The sequence below is a fragment of the Stenotrophomonas sp. PAMC25021 genome (assembly GCF_004795795.1).
Classification (GTDB): Bacteria; Pseudomonadota; Gammaproteobacteria; order Xanthomonadales; family Xanthomonadaceae; genus Stenotrophomonas; species Stenotrophomonas muris.
Map to the genome: position 1 here is coordinate 3,976,877 of NZ_CP039255.1, position 17,262 is coordinate 3,994,138.

General features: G+C 68.6%; 17 protein-coding genes. 8 read left to right on the forward strand and 9 right to left on the reverse strand.

Features of this window, described 5'->3' with window-relative positions:
• The first annotated feature begins 42 nt into the window (after nt 1-42).
• From E5790_RS18420 to E5790_RS18450, 7 genes are all read left to right on the forward strand, one after another.
• Complete coding sequence (locus E5790_RS18420) at nt 43-375, forward strand: hypothetical protein (RefSeq protein WP_014647474.1); 333 nt, start codon at nt 43-45, stop codon at nt 373-375.
• A 77-nt stretch (nt 376-452) separates the two neighbouring features.
• The gene (locus E5790_RS18425) at nt 453-869 is read left to right on the forward strand and encodes an AraC family transcriptional regulator (protein WP_049407118.1); all 417 of its coding nucleotides are present in this window, start codon (nt 453-455) and stop codon (nt 867-869) included.
• Nucleotides 866-1,522 carry a hydrolase gene (locus tag E5790_RS18430; protein ID WP_014647472.1) on the forward strand — a complete coding sequence of 219 codons (657 nt, stop codon included), beginning with the start codon at nt 866-868 and terminating at the stop codon, nt 1,520-1,522. The genes E5790_RS18425 and E5790_RS18430 overlap by 4 nt, the downstream gene beginning before the upstream one ends.
• Before the next feature lie 2 nt (nt 1,523-1,524).
• Nucleotides 1,525-1,962 (forward strand): DoxX family membrane protein, encoded by a 438-nt coding sequence (locus E5790_RS18435; RefSeq protein WP_053495060.1) that lies wholly within the window; start codon nt 1,525-1,527, stop codon nt 1,960-1,962.
• A 119-nt stretch (nt 1,963-2,081) separates the two neighbouring features.
• Complete coding sequence (locus tag E5790_RS18440; protein WP_181454183.1) at nt 2,082-3,929, forward strand: amidohydrolase; 1,848 nt, start codon at nt 2,082-2,084, stop codon at nt 3,927-3,929.
• Nucleotides 3,908-5,191: an alginate export family protein gene (locus E5790_RS18445; RefSeq protein ID WP_111205569.1), complete on the forward strand. Its 1,284-nt coding sequence runs from the start codon at nt 3,908-3,910 to the stop codon at nt 5,189-5,191. The genes E5790_RS18440 and E5790_RS18445 overlap by 22 nt, the downstream gene beginning before the upstream one ends.
• Nucleotides 5,185-6,831 carry an MFS transporter gene (locus tag E5790_RS18450; RefSeq protein ID WP_049440904.1) on the forward strand — a complete coding sequence of 549 codons (1,647 nt, stop codon included), beginning with the start codon at nt 5,185-5,187 and terminating at the stop codon, nt 6,829-6,831. Before E5790_RS18445 ends, E5790_RS18450 begins: the two co-directional genes overlap by 7 nt.
• 113 nt (nt 6,832-6,944) lie before the next feature.
• On the opposite strand, the gene E5790_RS18455 is transcribed toward E5790_RS18450, so the two are convergent.
• A complete protein-coding gene (locus tag E5790_RS18455) occupies nt 6,945-7,769 on the reverse strand; it encodes an alpha/beta hydrolase (RefSeq protein WP_014647467.1) in 825 nt (274 codons plus the stop codon).
• 186 nt (nt 7,770-7,955) lie between these two features.
• On the opposite strand from E5790_RS18455, the gene E5790_RS18460 reads away from it, so the two are divergent.
• Nucleotides 7,956-8,342, forward strand: coding sequence for a hypothetical protein (locus E5790_RS18460; protein ID WP_014647466.1), 387 nt, complete (start codon nt 7,956-7,958; stop codon nt 8,340-8,342).
• 75 nt (nt 8,343-8,417) lie between these two features.
• Here the strand turns inward: E5790_RS18460 and E5790_RS18465 are convergent, their stop codons facing one another.
• The 8 genes from E5790_RS18465 to E5790_RS18500 all read right to left on the reverse strand — a co-directional run bounded on the left by E5790_RS18465 (nt 8,418) and on the right by E5790_RS18500 (nt 17,255).
• A complete protein-coding gene (locus tag E5790_RS18465) occupies nt 8,418-9,128 on the reverse strand; it encodes a DUF2968 domain-containing protein (protein ID WP_014647465.1) in 711 nt (236 codons plus the stop codon).
• Between the two features lie 106 nt (nt 9,129-9,234).
• The gene (locus E5790_RS18470) at nt 9,235-11,385 is read right to left on the reverse strand and encodes a TadG family pilus assembly protein (protein WP_049440899.1); all 2,151 of its coding nucleotides are present in this window, start codon (nt 11,383-11,385) and stop codon (nt 9,235-9,237) included.
• An 8-nt stretch (nt 11,386-11,393) separates the two neighbouring features.
• Nucleotides 11,394-11,855, reverse strand: a complete 462-nt coding sequence (locus E5790_RS18475; protein ID WP_049440896.1) for a DUF3613 domain-containing protein — start codon at nt 11,853-11,855, stop codon at nt 11,394-11,396.
• Entirely contained in the window at nt 11,852-12,742 is an 891-nt protein-coding gene (locus E5790_RS18480) for a Flp pilus assembly protein TadD (protein WP_111205567.1), read from the reverse strand. The genes E5790_RS18475 and E5790_RS18480 overlap by 4 nt, the downstream gene beginning before the upstream one ends.
• Complete coding sequence (locus E5790_RS18485) at nt 12,742-13,677, reverse strand: type II secretion system F family protein (RefSeq protein ID WP_014647461.1); 936 nt, start codon at nt 13,675-13,677, stop codon at nt 12,742-12,744. Before E5790_RS18485 ends, E5790_RS18480 begins: the two co-directional genes overlap by 1 nt.
• Before the next feature lie 28 nt (nt 13,678-13,705).
• Nucleotides 13,706-14,662, reverse strand: a complete 957-nt coding sequence (locus tag E5790_RS18490; protein ID WP_046431116.1) for a type II secretion system F family protein — start codon at nt 14,660-14,662, stop codon at nt 13,706-13,708.
• Nucleotides 14,663-14,664: 2 nt separating this feature from the next.
• Nucleotides 14,665-16,014 carry a CpaF family protein gene (locus E5790_RS18495; RefSeq protein WP_014647459.1) on the reverse strand — a complete coding sequence of 450 codons (1,350 nt, stop codon included), beginning with the start codon at nt 16,012-16,014 and terminating at the stop codon, nt 14,665-14,667.
• Complete coding sequence (locus E5790_RS18500) at nt 15,999-17,255, reverse strand: fimbrial protein (RefSeq protein ID WP_041863560.1); 1,257 nt, start codon at nt 17,253-17,255, stop codon at nt 15,999-16,001. Before E5790_RS18500 ends, E5790_RS18495 begins: the two co-directional genes overlap by 16 nt.
• Between the last annotated feature and the right edge of the window lie 7 nt (nt 17,256-17,262).

A 17,262-nucleotide genomic window follows, 5' to 3' on the forward strand; every position in this document is an offset into this window, starting at 1 on the left:
CGTGGTCGGCTATCACGCCGGCATGTCCCCTGGAGCCCGGCCATGCAGCGCCTGTTCGTGATGTTTCCTGATCGCGGTCCGGGCGTCGGCCTGCTGTGGCTGCGGCTGTGCCTGGCCGCCGCGCTGTGCGCGCCTGGCACGCATGCTGGTTGGGGGGCGGTGCTGTGCGGGCTGGCGGCGGCCATGCTCGTGCTGGGCGTGTTGACGCCGCTGGCGGCCCTGATGGCAGCCGCGACCATGTTCGCGCAGCAGGCGCCGTGGCCGCTGGTGGCGTTGCCACCGGCGCTGCTGATGCTGGGGCCGGGCGCCTACTCGGTGGATGCGCGCTTGTTCGGGCGCCGCCTGCTCGGCCGCCGGCCTCCCCCATTCGGGTAGGTGCCGGCCTCGACCGACGGGGGTAGGGCATCGTGCGCCGGCCACGCACCATGGGCCACCCCCTCGCGGCGCCCCGCATGGCCACCGTCAGTCCGTCCGATCCGTCCGCCACCCCGCTTGCCCCGCAGCAGGCCGCCGCACTGCAGCGCGCCCTGCGCTATGTCGATGAGCACCTGTCGCAGCCGCTGCGGGTGACAGAGCTGGCGCAGGCTGCCTGTGTCAGCCGCTTCCACCTGGTGCGCCTGTTCCGTAGCGGCACCGGTGCCAGCCCGCTGCGCTACGTGCGCCGCCGCCGCATCCAGCGTGCCTGCCAACTGCTGCCCAGCGCGCAGCTGCCGATGGCGTGCCTGGCCCAGCAGCTGGGCTTCTTCGACCAGAGCCATTTCGTCCGCAGCTTCCGCGCCGAGACCGGCTGCAGCCCCGGCCAGTATCGGGCCGGCGATGCGGCCCTGCTGCTTCCCCCTGATCACGTTTCCCACGGAGTCCACCCATGAGCCTTGCCACCGCCACGCCCGCCCCGGCCCTGCTGTCGCCCACCGACCATGCCCTGGTGCTGATCGACTTCCAGTCGCAGATGGCATTTGCTACCCACACGATCGACATCTCCGCGCTGCGCAACAACGTGTCGCTGATCAGCAAGGGGGCCAAGGGGTTCAACGTGCCGGTCGTGTTGACCACGGTGGCCGAGACGTCATTCTCCGGCCCGATGTTCCCGGAACTGCCGCAGATCTTCCCGGGCCAGCCGGTGTTCGACCGCACTTCGATGAATACCTGGGAAGACCAGCCGGTAATCGATGAGATCAACCGCATCGGCAAGCGCCGGCTGGTTCTTGCCGGCCTGTGGACCAGTGTCTGCATCGTGGGTCCGGCGCTGTCGGCGCTGGCGCAGGGCTTCGAGGTCCACGTGATCACCGACGCCTGTGGCGATGTCAGCGAAGAAGCGCACGAGCGTGCGATCACCCGCATGGTGCAGGCCGGCGCGGTGCCGATGACCAGCGTGCAGTACCTGCTTGAACTGCAGCGTGACTGGGCACGCGGTGAAACCTACGACCTGACCACCGGCATCGCCCGCGACCACGCCGGCGGCTATGGCATCGGCATCCAGTACGCCAAGCGCATGTTCGGCGCGCAGGAAGGCGGGCACTGAGCATGCTGGCCGGCCACGGCCACGGCCACGGCCTCGACCTGGCCCTGCTGATGCTGCGGGTGGCGGCAGGCGGCTTCCTGCTGCCGCACGCGCTGGGCAAGCTGTTTGGCTGGTTCGGCGGACCGGGGCTGGCCGGCTTCGCCACCGAGCTGCGCGGTTTCGGGCTGCCGGCAGTGGCGCCGTTGCCGCTGCTGTTGTCCCTGCTGCAGGTGCTGTCCGGGCTGGCCGTGCTGCTGGGCTGGCAGACCCGCATCGCCGCGCTTGCCGCCGCTGCCTTCATCGGCTTCACCGTCCTGTTGGCCTTGCCCAGGGGCTGGTTCTGGATGCGCGGCGGCAGTGAGTACCCGCTGATGTGGGCCACGGTGCTGCTGGCCATCGCCCTGGCCGGGCCGGGGGCCTGGGCGCTGGACGGTCCACGACTTCCGGGAGCTTTCGCATGAGTCACGATCCCCTCGACCACGGCCGCCGCAACGTGGTGCTGGCCAGCGGTGCCGCGGTTGCGCTCGGCCTGGCCGGTCGCGCCGCTGCCGCACTCGATTCCACTTCCAAGGAGCGTCGCATGAGCACGCTGGTCATCCGCAATGCCCGCATCACCACACTCGACCCGCAGCAGCCGCACGCGCAGGCATTGGCCGTGCAGGAGGGCCGCATCGTCGCTGTCGGCAGCGATGAGGAGATCATGCGCGGCTGGGGCAATGAAGCGACCCTGATCGACGCGCAGGGCCGGCGCCTGCTGCCCGGCCTAAACGACAGCCATACCCATCTGATCCGCGGTGGCCTGAACTACAACCTGGAGCTGCGCTGGGACGGTTTGCGCTCGCTGGGCGACGCGCTGGACATGTTGAAGGCCCAGGTCGACCGCACCCCGGCACCGCAGTGGGTGCGCGTGGTCGGTGGCTTCACTGCCGCACAGTTCAACGAGAAGCGCCTGCCGACGCTGCAGGAGCTCAACGACATTGCGCCGGATACGCCGGTGTTCCTGCTGCACCTGTATGACCGCGCGCTGCTCAACCGCGCCGCGCTGCGCGCCTGCGGCTACAGCAAGGACACGCCGGATCCACCGGGCGGGCAGATCGTGCGTGACTCGCTGGGCAACCCGACCGGGCTGCTGCTGGCCAAGCCCAACGCGCTGATCCTGTATGCGACGCTGGCCAAGGGGCCACGCCTGCCGATCGAATACCAGGCCAACTCGACGCGCCACTTCATGCGTGAACTGAACCGGCTCGGCATCACCTCGGTGATCGACGCTGGCGGTGGTTTCCAGAACTACCCCGAGGACTACCAGGTCATCGAGCAGCTGCATCGCGATGACCAGCTGACGGTGCGCATCGCCTACAACCTGTTCACCCAGAACAAGGGCAAGGAAGTGGACGACTTCCGCGGCTGGAGCGAGATACTGCAGCCGCGCCAGGGCGATGACCTGCTGCGCCACAACGGCGCTGGCGAAATGCTGGTGTTCTCCGCGGCCGACTTCGAGCTGTTCAACGAGCCGCGCCCGGAACTGCCGCCTGAGCTGGAACCGGAACTGCACGATGTGGTGAAACTGCTGGTCGAGAAGCGTTGGCCGTTCCGCATCCACGCCACCTATGACGAGAGCATCACCCGCATCCTCGATGTGTACGAACAGGTCAACCGCGAGGTGCCGTTCGATGGCCTGCACTGGTTCATCGACCACGCCGAGACCATCACCCCGCGCAACATCGAACGCATCCGCGCGCTGGGCGGCGGCATCGCCGTGCAGCACCGCATGGCTTACCAGGGCGAAGCCTTCGTCGAGCGCTACGGCGTGCAGGCGGCGCGGCACACGCCGCCGGTCAAGCGCATGCTGGCCGAAGGCGTGCCGGTCGGTGCCGGTACCGATGCCACCCGCGTGGCCAGCTACAACCCGTGGGTGGCGTTGTCCTGGCTGGTGACCGGGCGCACCGTGGGCGGGCTGGCCCTGTATGGCGATGAGAACCTGCTCGAGCGCGAACAGGCGCTGCGCCTGTGGACCCAGGGCAGCGCCTGGTTCTCCGGCGACGAAGCGGTGAAGGGCACGCTGAAGGTGGGCCAGCTGGCCGACTTCATCCTGCTCTCGGCCGACTTCTTCCGCGTTGATGACGCGCAGATCGCCGACATCACCAGCCTGCTGACCGTGGTCGGCGGCCGCATCGTGCACGCCGACGGCGATTACGCCGGCCTGGCGCCGCAGCTGCCGCCGGCGATGCCGGACTGGTCGCCGGTCAACCGCTTCGGTGGCTACCACGTTGGCGGTGCCGCCACCGGATTGGCCGCCGCGCATCGCCATCATCACGGCGTGGCCTGTAGTACGCATGGTGCTCACGGCCATGCCGCGCAGCACGCGGCGCCCACCGACGACCTGAGCGCCTTCTGGGGTGCGATGGGATGCTCGTGCTTCGCGTTCTGAGCCTGGCGCTGCTGGCCATGCCGTGGATGGCGCTGGCCTGTGACACCGGCCGCCGCACCGACATGGGCACCGGGCAACTGCAGTGGGACGCCTCGCTGCGCTTCAGGGGCATGTACTACGACCCGGCCCGATTCGGTATCGGCGGCAGTGAAGACGGCTACGGTCTGCTGCGTGCACTGGCGTCGGCCACGTATGTCGAGGACAACTGGCAGGCACGGGTGCAGCTGGGCGTGCATGCCGAGAATGGCAAGGCAGGTGGACCCGGCCGCACCGACCGCAGCGCGCTGGACGTGCAGCAGGCGTACTGGCGCTGGCAGCGCGGTGGCTTCCATCTGCAACTCGGCCGGCAGGAAGCCGGCTATGGCAGCTCGCGGCTGTTGTCGGTGCGCGATGGGCCGAACATCCGCCTGGCGTTCGACGGTGCGCGCGTGGGTTGGAAGGGTAGATCCGGCACGCTTGAACTGATGGCGCTGCGTCCGCTGGAGAACCGACCGGGTGCCCTCGATGATCGCGGCGAACACGGCGCCCACCTGTGGGGTGCCTATGCCACCACGGCACGCGGGCGGGGCGCGGGACAGTGGGATCTGTACCTGCTGGACTACCGTCGCGACGGCGCGCGCTTTGCCGCCGGCAGCGGCACCGAACGTCGGCAGACCCTGGGCGCGCGCTGGTTCGGCCAGGCTGGTGCACTGGACTGGAACAGCGAGCTGGTGGCGCAGGGCGGTGAACTGCGAACGACCGCCGGCACGCTCGCTATCCACGCCTGGACGCTGGCCACCGATACGGGGTGGCGCTGGACGGACCTGCCGCTGCAGCCGCGTCTGGGGCTGAAGGCCGACATCGCCAGTGGCGATGGCAATCTGCACGACGGCCGCCTGGGCACCTTCAATGCCTTGTTCCCGAAGTCGGCCTATTTCAGCGAGGCCAGCCTGCTGGCCCCGGCCAACCTGATGGACGTCCAGCCGACCCTGACACTGCGCCTGCACGACGCGCTGACCACGGAACTGGGCGTACAGATGGCCTGGAAGCATCGTCGCGCCGATGCGGTCTACACCACGCCGGCACCGCTGGTGGCGTTGCCGGGCAGCGCCGGCGGCGCGCGCCGCATCGGCACGCAGTACAAATCCGAAACCCGCTGGCAGGCCAGCGAACACTGGCAATGGCAGCTGCAGCTGGCCTGGGTCGATGCCGGGCCTGCACTGAAGCAGGCCGGCGGCCGGGACACGCTGTTCGCCTCGATCGTTGGAGCATGGCAATGGTGAACGCAACCGCGTCGCAACCCCCCGCACAGGCCGCAGGCGCCTGGTCCCCACTGAAGATCCAGATGTTCCGCTCGATCTGGCTGGCGATCCTGGCCAGCAACATCGGCACCTGGGTCAACGACGTGGCCGCCGCCTGGGTGATGGCCGAACGTACCGGCTCGCCGTTGATGGTGGCCCTGGTGCAGTCGGCCACCACCGTGCCGATCGTGCTGCTGGCACTGGCCGCCGGAACCCTGGCCGACATCGTTGATCGCCGCAGGTACCTGCTGGCCACCCAGGGCTGGATGCTGCTGGTCGCCGCCGTGATGGCGGCGCTGACCGCGATGGACATGCTGACCCCGCAGCTGCTGGTGCTGCTGACCTTCTGCATGGGCTGCGGTGCGGCGATGGCGATGCCGGCGCAGGCCGCTATCGTGTCCGAACTGGTGCCACAGCCGATGCTGGCCTCGGCGGTGGCGCTGAACTCGATCGGCATCAACATCGCGCGCTCGATCGGCCCGGCCATCGGCGGCGTGATCGTCGCCCAGCTCGGTGCGGTCTGGGCCTTCGGCTTCAACGCCATCACCTTCGCCGCGATGCTGTTCGTGGTGTGGGGCTGGAAGCGCGACCCGAAGCAGTCCAGCCTGCCGCCGGAAGGCTTCGGTGCGGGCCTGAAAGCGGGCCTGCGCTATGCCAGCCGCGCCGGGCGGTTGCAGGCGGTGCTGATCAAGTCGGTCGGCTTCTTCTTCTTCGCCGCAGCGATGAATGCGTTGCTGCCGGTGGTGGTGCGTGGGCAGATGCAGGGCGGGGCGGGCCAGTACGGCATGCTGCTCGGCTGCATCGGCATCGGTGCGGTGGGGGGTGCGCTGCTGCTGCCGAAGCTGCGCGCGCAGCTGGATCGCGACCTGCTGGTGCTGCTGGCGACCCTGTCGCTGGCCATGAGCCTGGTCGGGCTGGCGCTGACCCGAAGCTGGTACGTGCTGCCGCTGGTGATGCTGGTCAATGGCTTTGCCTGGATCACCGTGCTGTCGTCGCTGCAGATCGCGGCGCAGACCGCAGTGCCGGCGTGGGTGCGTGCGCGTGCGCTGGCGCTGTACATCATGGTGTTCTCTGCCGGCATGGCCGCCGGCGGCCTGAGCTGGGGCGCACTGGCTCAGCGCACCTCGCCGGAGCTGGCCCTGCTGGTGGCTGCCGCGGGTGCGGTCATCGGCGGGTTGCTGGTGTGGCGCGTGCGCATCGCCGGCACCGAAGACCTGAACCTACGTCCGGCGGGGCACTGGCCAGCCCCCGAACTGTCGGTACCGGTATCCAATGATCGAGGCCCGGTGCTGGTGACCATCGAGTACCGCATTGACGATGCTGATCGCGCCGCGTTCCAGGCGCAGATGCGCACACTGGGCACCATCCGCCGCCGCGATGGCGCCGTGGTCTGGGGCGTGGTCGAGGACGTGGCCAGTCCAGGCATCCACCTGGAGTATTTCGTGACCCCGTCGTGGCTGGAGCACCTGCGCCAGCACGAACGCATCACCGCCGACGACAGGGCGATCCAGGAAGTGCTGCGCGGATTGCATCGCGGTGAGCGTGCGCCGGTGGTGCGCCACTTCGTGGGTGGGCATGACCCGCTGCCTGTCGCTGTGCCGCATCACCACACCGACATCTGAAAAAAAAGGGGACGGAGGGGATTAAGTCGTTTGTGCACAAACGACTTAATCCCCTCCGTCCCCTTTTTGCGATCGAAGGGGCGGCGGCACCGTTACAGTGCCGCCGCGGCGCATCAACTGCGCGCGAACGCCAACAGGTCGGCGTTGAACTGCTCGGCGTGGGTGATGGTCAGGCCGTGCGGGGCACCGGCGTATACCTTCAGTTCGGCATTCTTGATGATCTGCGAGGAGAGCTTGGCCGAGGCATCGAACGGGACGATCTGGTCGTCATCACCGTGCACGACCAGTGCCGGCACGTCGATCTTCTTCAGGTCTTCGGTGTAATCCACTTCCGAGAATTCGTGCACGCAGTCGTACTGGCCCTTGACGCCACCGAGCATGCCCTGCAGCCAGAACGCATCACGCATGCCCTGGGTGACCGTGTTGCCATCGCGGTTGGCGCCGAAGAACGGGGTGGTCAGGTCCTTGAAGAACTGCGAACGGTCGCCGCCGGTGCCCTTGCGGATGCCGTCGAAGACCTCCAGCGGGGTGCCGGCCGGGTTGCCGGCGGTCTTGAGCATCAGCGGCGGCACGGCGCCGACCAGCACCACCTTGGCCACGCGCGTGCTGCCGTGGCGGCCGATGTAGTGGGCCACTTCGCCGCCGCCGGTGGAATGGCCGACCAGGATCGCGTCCTTCAGGTCCAGCGCCTCGATCACTGCAGCCAGATCGTCGGCGTAGGTGTCCATGTTGTTGCCGTCCCAGGTCTGGCTGGAACGGCCGTGGCTGCGGCGGTCGTGGGCGATCACGCGGTAACCGTTCTGGCCCATGAACAGCATCTGCGGGTCCCAGGCATCGGACGACAGCGGCCAGCCGTGGGCGAACACGATCGGCTGGCCGTTGCCCCAATCCTTGTAGAAGATGCGGGCGCCGTCGGCGACGGTGACGAAGTTGCTCATTGCAGGTTCCTTGGCGGAAGGGAGGGAAGGCACCGGCAGGCTGCCGGTGCCTTCGGCAGTACAGCGCAGGTGTCGGCGACGGACTTGCACCGCTGTGCTGGATTGCAGAGGATGTGACGCATATCGCTCTGGCGGGACCCGAGTCGCGCGCCGAGGATGTCCGCAGCCCGCCTGTGGAATGCCCGGATGCCCGCCACGCGATGGTCCCTGCTGTTGTGCCTGCTGTTGCCGATGGCCGCGCCGGCTCAGACCAATGTCTACAAATGCGTGGATGGACCGCATCCGGTCTACCAGCAGACACCCTGCCAGGGCCGGGCGGCGTGGCGCTGGGATGTCCCGGCGGAGCAGTCATTGTCCCGTGGGGCGGTGGTTCCCGCAGTCACGCCATCGAAGCCGTCGCGTCGCCCGCGTCGTGCCGTCCGGGCGCAGGGCGCATTGATCACGATCAGTACGGATGCGGCGGCCTGCGAGCGTGTGCGCCGCCAGCGCGGACAGGCGCTGCTCAAACGTCGGCGGTTGGATTTCGTGCAGCGCCGGCAGCTGGATGACGCGGTCTACGACGCCTGCCAGTGAAGTGGTGCACTGAAGCGCCGAAAACAACAACGGCGCCCTGGGGCGCCGTCGTGTGCAATGCCGTGAGTGCAGCTCTCAGCGGCCGTCGCTGGTGGCGGCCGGTGCCGGCGAGGGCACGCTGTCCGGCTTGGGCAGGCTCAACTCCGGGTTGCCCTGTTCGGCCTGCAGGATCTGGATGCGGCGCTGCAGGGCGTCCAGCTGGCTGTTGGTGCTCTGCACATCGGTGCTGAGGCTGACTGCCTGCTGCTGGGCCTGCTGCAGGGCGGCGCTGACCTGCGCCGACTGTGCCTGCTGCTGTTCCATTTCCTGCTGCAAGGTGCGCAGGCGTTCTTCGTTGTAGGCCACCAGGCGCTCGGTGTAGCGCTTGCCGGCTTCCAGGCGCGTGGTGTCGATGTAGACCTGGGCCAGCTGCTCGGACTGCTGCGCGAAGGTGCGGTAGACACGTTCGGCGTTGTCCACCGCATCGGTCTTGATCACCCGCCAGAAGTTCTTCTCCTGGAACAGGGCGACGTAGTAGGTCAGGGTATTGGCGTTGAACAGCAGGCTGGCGCCGTAGTTGCCGTTGTAGGTGGTGCGCAGCTCGGTCAGCTGGCGCGAATCCATCAACTGCTTGAGCTCGTCCACGGTATTGCGCACCACCGGCGCGCTGCGCGCCGGTTCGGCTGCAGCCTCGCGGTCGCCACGCGCGGCCATCGCCGCCGGTGCCACCAGCATCATGGCCACGGCCAGCACTGCTGCGTTGCGCGCGTGCCGGGCGAAGACCGCGCCCCCTGAAGTTTCTCGCATGTCTAGACCATCCACGGATGAGTGTGGGTTGAGATGAAGGTGGGTTCCCCGCCGGGAGTCTAGCATGGGCGCGGGCGCCGCCAAGGGCGGCGGTCACGGCGCGATTTCAATAGACCAGCTGTGCCGCGCTGCACTGGATCGACTGCACGTTGACGTCGGTCCGGCCCAGTTCCAGGCCCAGCACGCTGGCCAGCAGGTTGGTCAGCAGAGTGCCGACACTGTTGAGCACCGGTCGCAGTGCGGCCAGGATCGGCTTCAGCACGGTGCACAGCAGGCCGCTGCAGCTGACGCTTCCGTCCGGGTTGGCGACGCCGCTGCCACTGGCGCCATCGAGGAAACCCGCCGGCGCGGTCTGGATGTACGACGCCAGGTTGTTGCGCACGCAGCCGTTGTAGTCGATCAGGTTGCCGAGCAGGCTGTCGCAGCGGTTGATCAGCAGGCCGCCGACCAGCGAGCCGAGCAGGCCATCGAGCAGGCCCAGGCCCTGGCCGGTGACGGTCGTCCTGTAACCGGTCCACACCGAACCGTCTTCCCAGCAGGTGGTCAGGCCCAGCAGGCAGGGCTTGGGGACGCCATTCTTCACCGTCCAGTTGCCCAGCGGGGCGAGGTTGCGTGCCGGATCGCCATCGCGCAGCAGCGGGATGACCTGGTCGACGTTGTAGCGTCCGCCAGTGGGAAAGGCCGCCTGCAGGTAACGATCGGCCAGCGCCTTGGCCGTGTCGTTGGCACTCATGCCCTGCTTGGGCGAGCTGAGCATGCCCGACAGCACCCGCAGCAGCTCGTTGACCAGGCTCGACACTGCGTCACCGATCGCGAGCGGATTGATCCGGGTCGAGCCGGCCTCACCCGCAGCCAGGGTCAGGTTCTGTGAGCCGGTGAGGGCGGGCAGGGTGATCCTGTCGTTGATCAGCGGCTGGCCCAGCAGCTTCAACAGCTGTTCGTTCTGCAGCGTGGCGTCGCAGACATTGGCCTTGGAGAATCGCTGTGCGGGGTCGACGTTGCCGACGCAGGCACGCAGCACCGATGAATCGACCTGGATGGTGGCCTTGGGGGGACTGCCGCCGCACTGGATGCCGGTCAGGGTACCCATGCCGTTGGCCACGTCGACGTGCAGCGGCAGGTGCAGGCGCGTGCCGAGCAGGTTCAGCAGCGGCCCAAGCGCGAACAGGTTGTTGCTGTCCACGTCCACCATCAGCCGCACCTGCGCATTGTAGGCGCGGGTGCCGACGCCGCCGATGGCGATCGACGGCGGCTCGACCACGCCGCCCTGGATGTTGATGCCCAGCAGGTCCAGCCCCTTGATCGTCACGCCGTTGCCATCGTTGGCGATGGAGATGGCGGTGCTGATCAGGTTGAGCACGTTGATCTTCGATTCCAGTGCGCTGCCGACGGTGCCGTCGGGTGAGACAACTTCCGCGAACAGCCCGCCGCCGCCGGCCTGGCTGCCGAGCACGATGTTGAGCTTGTTGATGTCCAGCTGGGTTGCGACCAGGTCGGACAGGGCGCGCAGCTGCACGCCCACCGTCGAGTCACGGCCGACCACGGTGGCGGTGGCATCGACCAGTTGCGCCAGCGAGATCTTGTTGACCGACAGCAGGCGGTTGAAATCGGCCACGCTGAGGTTGGCGCTCACCGGGATGTTGAGTGCCTTCAGCAGGCCGGATGGGGTGACGTTGGCCTGCGCCAGACCGTCATAGGACAGCACCGTGGCACTGCTGACATCCAGGCCGACCAGGCGCAGGGTCGACAGCAGTACGGAATCGCCATTGGTGCGCAGCAGCTGCGAGCCCACCGCGAACACCGCCGTGGGCTCCGAGCGGCGGGCGACCGCCTGCACGCTGACGGTCGGCAGGCTGGTGTTCTGGCCGAAGAAGGGCAGCACGCTGCGCTCGGCGATCACCTGCACCGCATTGCGCGGGTTGCTGGCATCAACGCTGGTGACGAAACGGTTGCTGGTACCGCGGCTGGCACTCCAGTTGCCGCAGCGGACCTGCAAGGTGCCTGCGAACCTGTTCTGGGCCAGTGCGCTTTGCCGGGCGGCGCTGTTGTCGCTGTTGTCCGCGCTGCACAACTCCAGTCGCTGCGCGCCGGCCAGTGCGGCCAGATCGGCAACCTTCTGCGCATCGCGCTTGGCCCAGAACAGATAGCCGATCTCGATCAGGCCCAGCATCGCCAGCAAGGCCAGCATGACCAGCATCATGGTGACCGACATGCCGCCGCGTGCGCGGCCGAAACTGAACTGGCGTGGGCGTTTCATGGCCTACCTCAGCGTCCGGAGGAGGAGGCATCCTTGGACCGGGCAACATCGGTCTCAAAGAAGTCCGGGATCTCGTGTTCAAAGCTCTTCAGGTAACGCGCATAACTCAGGGTGGCCTGGTCACCCAGGATCGGCAGGCGCTGGCCGGCCTGCTGTCCCGACGCCTGCAGGCGGAACAGGTTGCGGGTGGCTTCGCCGCTCTGCAGGCGCGCACGCGGTGTTGCCGGCGGGGCACCGTCGGTTGCGGGGAGTGCCGGTGGCACCGCTGCCACCGCCGCGGATGCGGCGGGTGCGGCCAGCTCCACGGTGGGAAGCGGCTCGGCCTGCATCGGTGCTGCGGCCGGTGCCGACGGCAAGGGGCCACCTAGCATCTGTCCGGTCAATGGCTGTTGCTGGGCCTGCACGGCACCGGCAGCAAGCAGGCAGGACAGCACGGGCAACAGGCGTCGGGTCAGGCGCATCGCAGTCATGGTGTGCTTCCGGTCGGGTGTTCGGTGGTGCTGAAGCGTTCCAGCATCGACGGTGGCAGGCGCTGCGGATCGCGCTCGTCACGTGCTTCGCGGTGTGGTTCGGCTGCCAGCCGGGTGCTGCCCGACGCACGGGCGCCGTGTTCGCTGCTGGCCGCGGACGCAGGCGCAGGGGCGTTGACGGCGGCCGCCGCCTGCCGCTGCTGCAGGCGCGTGCGGATCTGCTGGGCCTGCTGCTGGATGCTGCGGCGCGTTTCGTCGTTGAGGTTGGCCTGTGCCGCCAGGCGCTCCGCGGTGGCCTGGTCGCCGCGCAGGAGCGCCCACAGTGCGAGGTTGGCCGTGGCCTTGGCGTTGCCTGGCGACAGTTCCAGGGCCTTGGCCAGCGGCTCGCGCGCCTGGTCGAACTGGCCGGCGCGCAGCCGCGCATAACCCAGGTCGCCCAGGTAGTCGGTGTTCAAGGGCTGCAGTTGCGTGGCGCGCGCCAGCGCCTGTTCGCTGCCGGCGTCGTCATCGCGGCGTGCAGCGATCAGGCCCAGGCCGTGGGCGGCCGCGGCGGCCTGCGGCCCGCTGGACAGCTCGCGATACAGCGCGACCGCTGCGTCGCTCTGGCCAGTCTCGCGCAGGGCGTCGGCCTGCAGCAGGCGCAGGGCGGGGCGATCACCATAGCGTTGGCGGAAGGCCTCCACGTGGGCGAGCGAGGCATACCAGGCGCCCTGCTGCTGCATGCGCTCGATCAGCTCCAGATAGGTGTTGCGGCTGTCCTGCGGATCGGGCTCCGGCGGCGCAAGGCTGGGCGCCCGCACGTACTTCGGCGTGGTCGATGCGCAGCCACTGGCCAGGGTGGCGAGGGCGACGGCAAGCAGCAGGCAGGGGGTGCGCAGGGCGGGCATCAGGGCGATCCCATCTTGGACATGGTGGTGGCCAGCGCGACCAGCGCTGGACCGGCAAGCACCAGCATCAGTGCCGGCAACAGGGTCAGCATCATCACCACGGTCATCTTCACCGAGAGCTTGCCGACCTTTTCCTTCAACGTGTTGCGGCGCTGCTCGCGCAGGCGGATGCTGAACTGGCGCAGCGGTTCCTGCACGGCGCCGCCGTGCGCATGCACCTGCAGGATCAGCTGCATCAGGCTGGCCAGGTCGTCATCGGCGTAGACCTCGCTCAAGCGCCGCAGTGACTGCGCGCGGGTGCGGCCGTGGGTGTAGGCCACGTTGGCTTCCTGCAGTTCGCCGCCCAGTACCGGCAACGCATCGCGCAGCTTGTCGCCCAGCGTCTGCAGGCTCTGGTCCATGCTGAAGCCCACGCCCTGCAGCAGGCGCAGCAGGTCGATCAGCAAGGGCAGTTCGTTCTCGACCGCGCGGCGGCGGCGCTTGACCCACGACGACAGCACGAACTTGGGCAGCAGCAGCCCGGCCGCCAGCGCACCGATCACCACCATCACCCTGGCCAGACCGTGCGCGCTGCTGAACGCCAGCGCCAGCGCCAGCACCAGCAGCGCAAGCAACAGGCGCAGGCCGAGATAGATGGCGGTGCCGCGGCGCGTGTTCCAGCCGGCCAGGTCCAGCAGCAGCCTGTCCTCGTTGGCCAGCAGCGCGGCCTCCAGGCGGCCACCACTGAGCGAGCGCCCGAAGCGCTCGAGCCAGCCCAGCGAGTCGCGGCGCGTGGCCTCGGTGTCGCGGGCTTCCTCGCGCGGCTGCAGGGCGGTCTTCAGCGCGGCCGAGGTGCGGTGCTCGCGATGGCTGCGCACCCAGCCGGCAATGCCGAGCAGGGCGACGCCCGCTGCCAGCACCAGCAGCGAAAGGGCGAACCAGGCGCTGGCGCTCATCGGGCACCTCCCGGGTAGCTGCGGGCGGTCATAGCGATTTGGCCAGGCGGTACAGCAGCAACGCCCCGAGCAGTTCCAGGCCCAGTGCGATCAGCAGGATCCTGTGGCCGAGCGGGTCATGCAGCACCGGCTGGAAGAACGCCGGGCTGGAGATCGCCATCAGCACCGCACTGGCCGGTGGCAGCAGCCCCAATACCCAGGCCGACATGCGGGTTTCCGACGTGGTGGCGGCCAACTCCTGCTGGGCCTGCTCCAGGTCGCGCATGAAATCACCCATGCGCTGCAGGATCTGGTCGGCGCGCCCGCCGATGCGCACGCTCACCCCGATCACCACCGCCAGCACCTTCAGCACGTCCATGCGGTACGGCTGTGCGGCCAGGCTCAATGCACGATCCAGCTCCATGCCGCTGCGCGCATAGCGCACCGTGGTGTCCAGCAGGCCGCGCAGTGGCGCGCTGGTCTGCATCGAAGACACCTGGAACGCGGCCTGCAGGCTGTTGCCCAGCGCGGTGAGGCGGACCAGGTTGTCGAGGAAGTCCGGCATCTGGTGCAGCAGCTGCGCGCGCAGTCTCGTGATCCGGCGCATCACCCACAGCCAGCAGCCCAGCAGGTACAGCAGAAGGGTCAGCGGAAACATCCAGGCCGTGCCCAGCCGCACCGCCGCCACGACCGCAAGCACCAGTCCCGGTACCAGCAGCATCAGTGGCAGCTTCCAGCCCGGCTGCAGGCCGGCGCGCTGCAGGACGCCATCCCAGGGTAATGCGCGGCTCCCACTGCTGGCGGGGCGGGCCGAATCGTTCGCCGCCGCAACGGCAGGCCCGGCCGGCACCGCACCGGCCGTGCTGCCGCGTGCCAGCTGCTGCTCGGTGTGCTGCAGCGAGGCCTGGCGCTGTTCACGGCTGCTGGCGGTACCCCACAGCCAGACGGCCAGCGCCAGCAGCACCGAGATGATGCTCAACACGCCCAGCAGCAGGCCGGTGCCCATGTTCAGAAGTCCCCGTAGAGTGATTCGCGCAGCTGCTGGCGGAACGGCTCCAGCTTGTGCGAATGCGGATGGAAGCCCAGGCCGATCCAGCGGTCGGTCTCGCGGCCGGTGCCATCGATCTGCACCTCGTGGCGGAACATCTCCTGGGTGGTGATCAGGTTGTCGCTGACCCCGGTGATCTCGGTGATCGAGACCAGCACCCGGCGCCCGCTGCCCAGTCGCGAGATCTGCACGATGAAATCAATGGCGCTGGCGATCTGCCGGCGCAGGCTGTCTTCGCTGCCCTGGAAGCCGGCAAACCCGGCCAGCATCTCGATGCGGTACAGGCAGTCGCGCGGCGTGTTGGCGTGGATGGTGGCCATCGATCCGTCATGGCCGGTGTTCATCGCCTGCAGCATTTCCAGCACTTCAGCGCCGCGCACTTCGCCGACCACGATGCGGTCCGGGCGCATGCGCAGGCTGTTGCGCACCAGGTCGCGGATGCTGACCGCGCCCTGGCCCTCGGCGCCGCCGATGCGGCTCTCCAGGCGCACCACGTGCGGATGGTTCAGCGAAAGCTCGGCGGTGTCCTCCACGGTGATGACGCGCTCATCGGCCGGCACGTAGCTGGCCAGGGCATTGAGCAGCGAGGTCTTGCCCGAGCTGGTGCCGCCGGAGACCAGGATGTTGCAGCGCCCCAGCACCATCGCCTTCAGCAGTGCCTGCATCGGTGCGTCGAAGGTGCCCTTGGCGAGCAGTTCGTCGGGGGTGAACGGGTCCTTGCGGAACTTGCGGATGGACACCATCGGTCCGTCCACCGCCAGCGGCGAGATGATCGCGTTGAGGCGGCCACCGTTGGGCAGGCGCGCGTCGACCATCGGATTGGAATCATCCAGCCGGCGGCCGAGCGGGGCGAGGATGCGGCGCAGGATGCGCAGCAGGTGGGTATCATCGGTGAAGCGCTGGGTGGCGCGCTTGAGCTGTCCGCCCTGCGAAACGTGCACGTCCTTGAAGCCGTTGATCAGGATGTCTTCGATGGAGGGGTCGTGGAGCAGGTCGTCCAGCGGGCCGAAACCGGTCAGCTCCTTGACCAGTCCCTCGGCGACCACCTGCATCTCTTCTTCGTTGATCGGGATGCGCCATTCCTGGATGAAGCCCACGGTCTGCACCTGCACCCAGCGGGCGATGGTGTCCGGGGCCCAGGAATCGATGTCGATGCGCTCGTCCTCGATGCTGTTGAGCAGATGCTCATGCGCGGCCGACAGCACCTTCTGGTACTGCTCGGTCTGCGCGAACGGCAGGTGGCCCGGGGCAGATTCGGGCAGTACCGGGCGGGCAACGGCATGCGGGAACGGGGTTACCTTGTCTTCCATTGCGATCCACCCAGGGCAAGGGAGAGTCTTTCCCGCAGGCCATGCGGCTGGACCGGGCAGGCGGCCGGATCCAGGCGCGACACGAGCGGGGCGAGGGCACGCAGATAGGGGTCGCGCGGGGCATCCTGCAGCAGCAGGTGTCCCTGGCTGGCGGCCAGGCGCACGCGCGGTCGTTCGGGCAGCGTCGCCAGCAGCGGTACTTCGAAGCGGCGTGCGATCTGTTCCGGGCTCATGCCGCTGCTGTCATCGTGGCGGTTGATCACCAGTTGCAGGCGCTTCTCGCGCTCACGCTGGCCCGCCAGGTGCTTCAGGGCCTGGTCCAGAGAAACCAGCGTGGCGATCGAGGCATCGGTGACCAGCCAGATCTCGTCGGCCTGGTCCAGCAACAGGGGCGGAAGCTGCCGCAACGGGCAGCCGCCGGCATCGCACAGCACGCTGGCGAACACGCCGCGCAGGCGCTGCAGCAGCGCGCCAGGATCCGAGGGCGGAACGGCATCGCTGCCACTGGCACGATCCAGCAGCACCAGCCCGGAGTCATGGCGCGCCATGGCCGTGCGGGCGAGGGTGGCATCGATGCGGCTGGCATTGCGCAGCGCGTCTTCGTAGTGGAAGCGGCTGTCGAGATTGAGGTACAGCGCGAGGTCGCCGGAGGGCTGCGCCAGCTCCATCAGCAGGCCGTCCTGCTGCACGGCTTCGCCCTGGGCCAGGGCGCGCGTCTGCTGCGCCAGCACCGAAAGATGTGCGGCCAGGGTGCTGGTGCCGACGCCGGCGCGCACACCCAGCAGCACGATCAGGCGTGCCTTGTGTGCGTGCTGGGCAACCGCTGCCGGGCGCGGAGACAGGGCGCGCCGCAAGGCCGCCTCGATGCCTGCGTCGTCACTGTCCAGGTCCAGTACATCGCGCAGGCCGGCGCGCAGCGCGATCACCACGCCTTCGACCTGGCCGGCGCTGGTGGCGCCCACGGCCACCAGCGGCAGGTCCGGTTGGGTCTGCTGCAGCTGCTGCGCCAGCACGCTCGAGGCGGCCGCATGCTCGGGCCGGAAGTCGAGCAGCACCAGGCTCTGCGGGCCGCGTTGCAGGTCCTGGGCGGAGGTGGGGGCGTTGCTGTCCTGCCAATGCAGGGCGGTGCTCGGCGGCAGCTTGGCGGCCAGCCGGGGCAGCAGTTCGCGGTCGATGCCGTACAGGACCAGGTTCATTGGCGGTCCTTGCGGATGCAGCGGCTGGGCGGTGGCGTAGGGCATGGGCGTG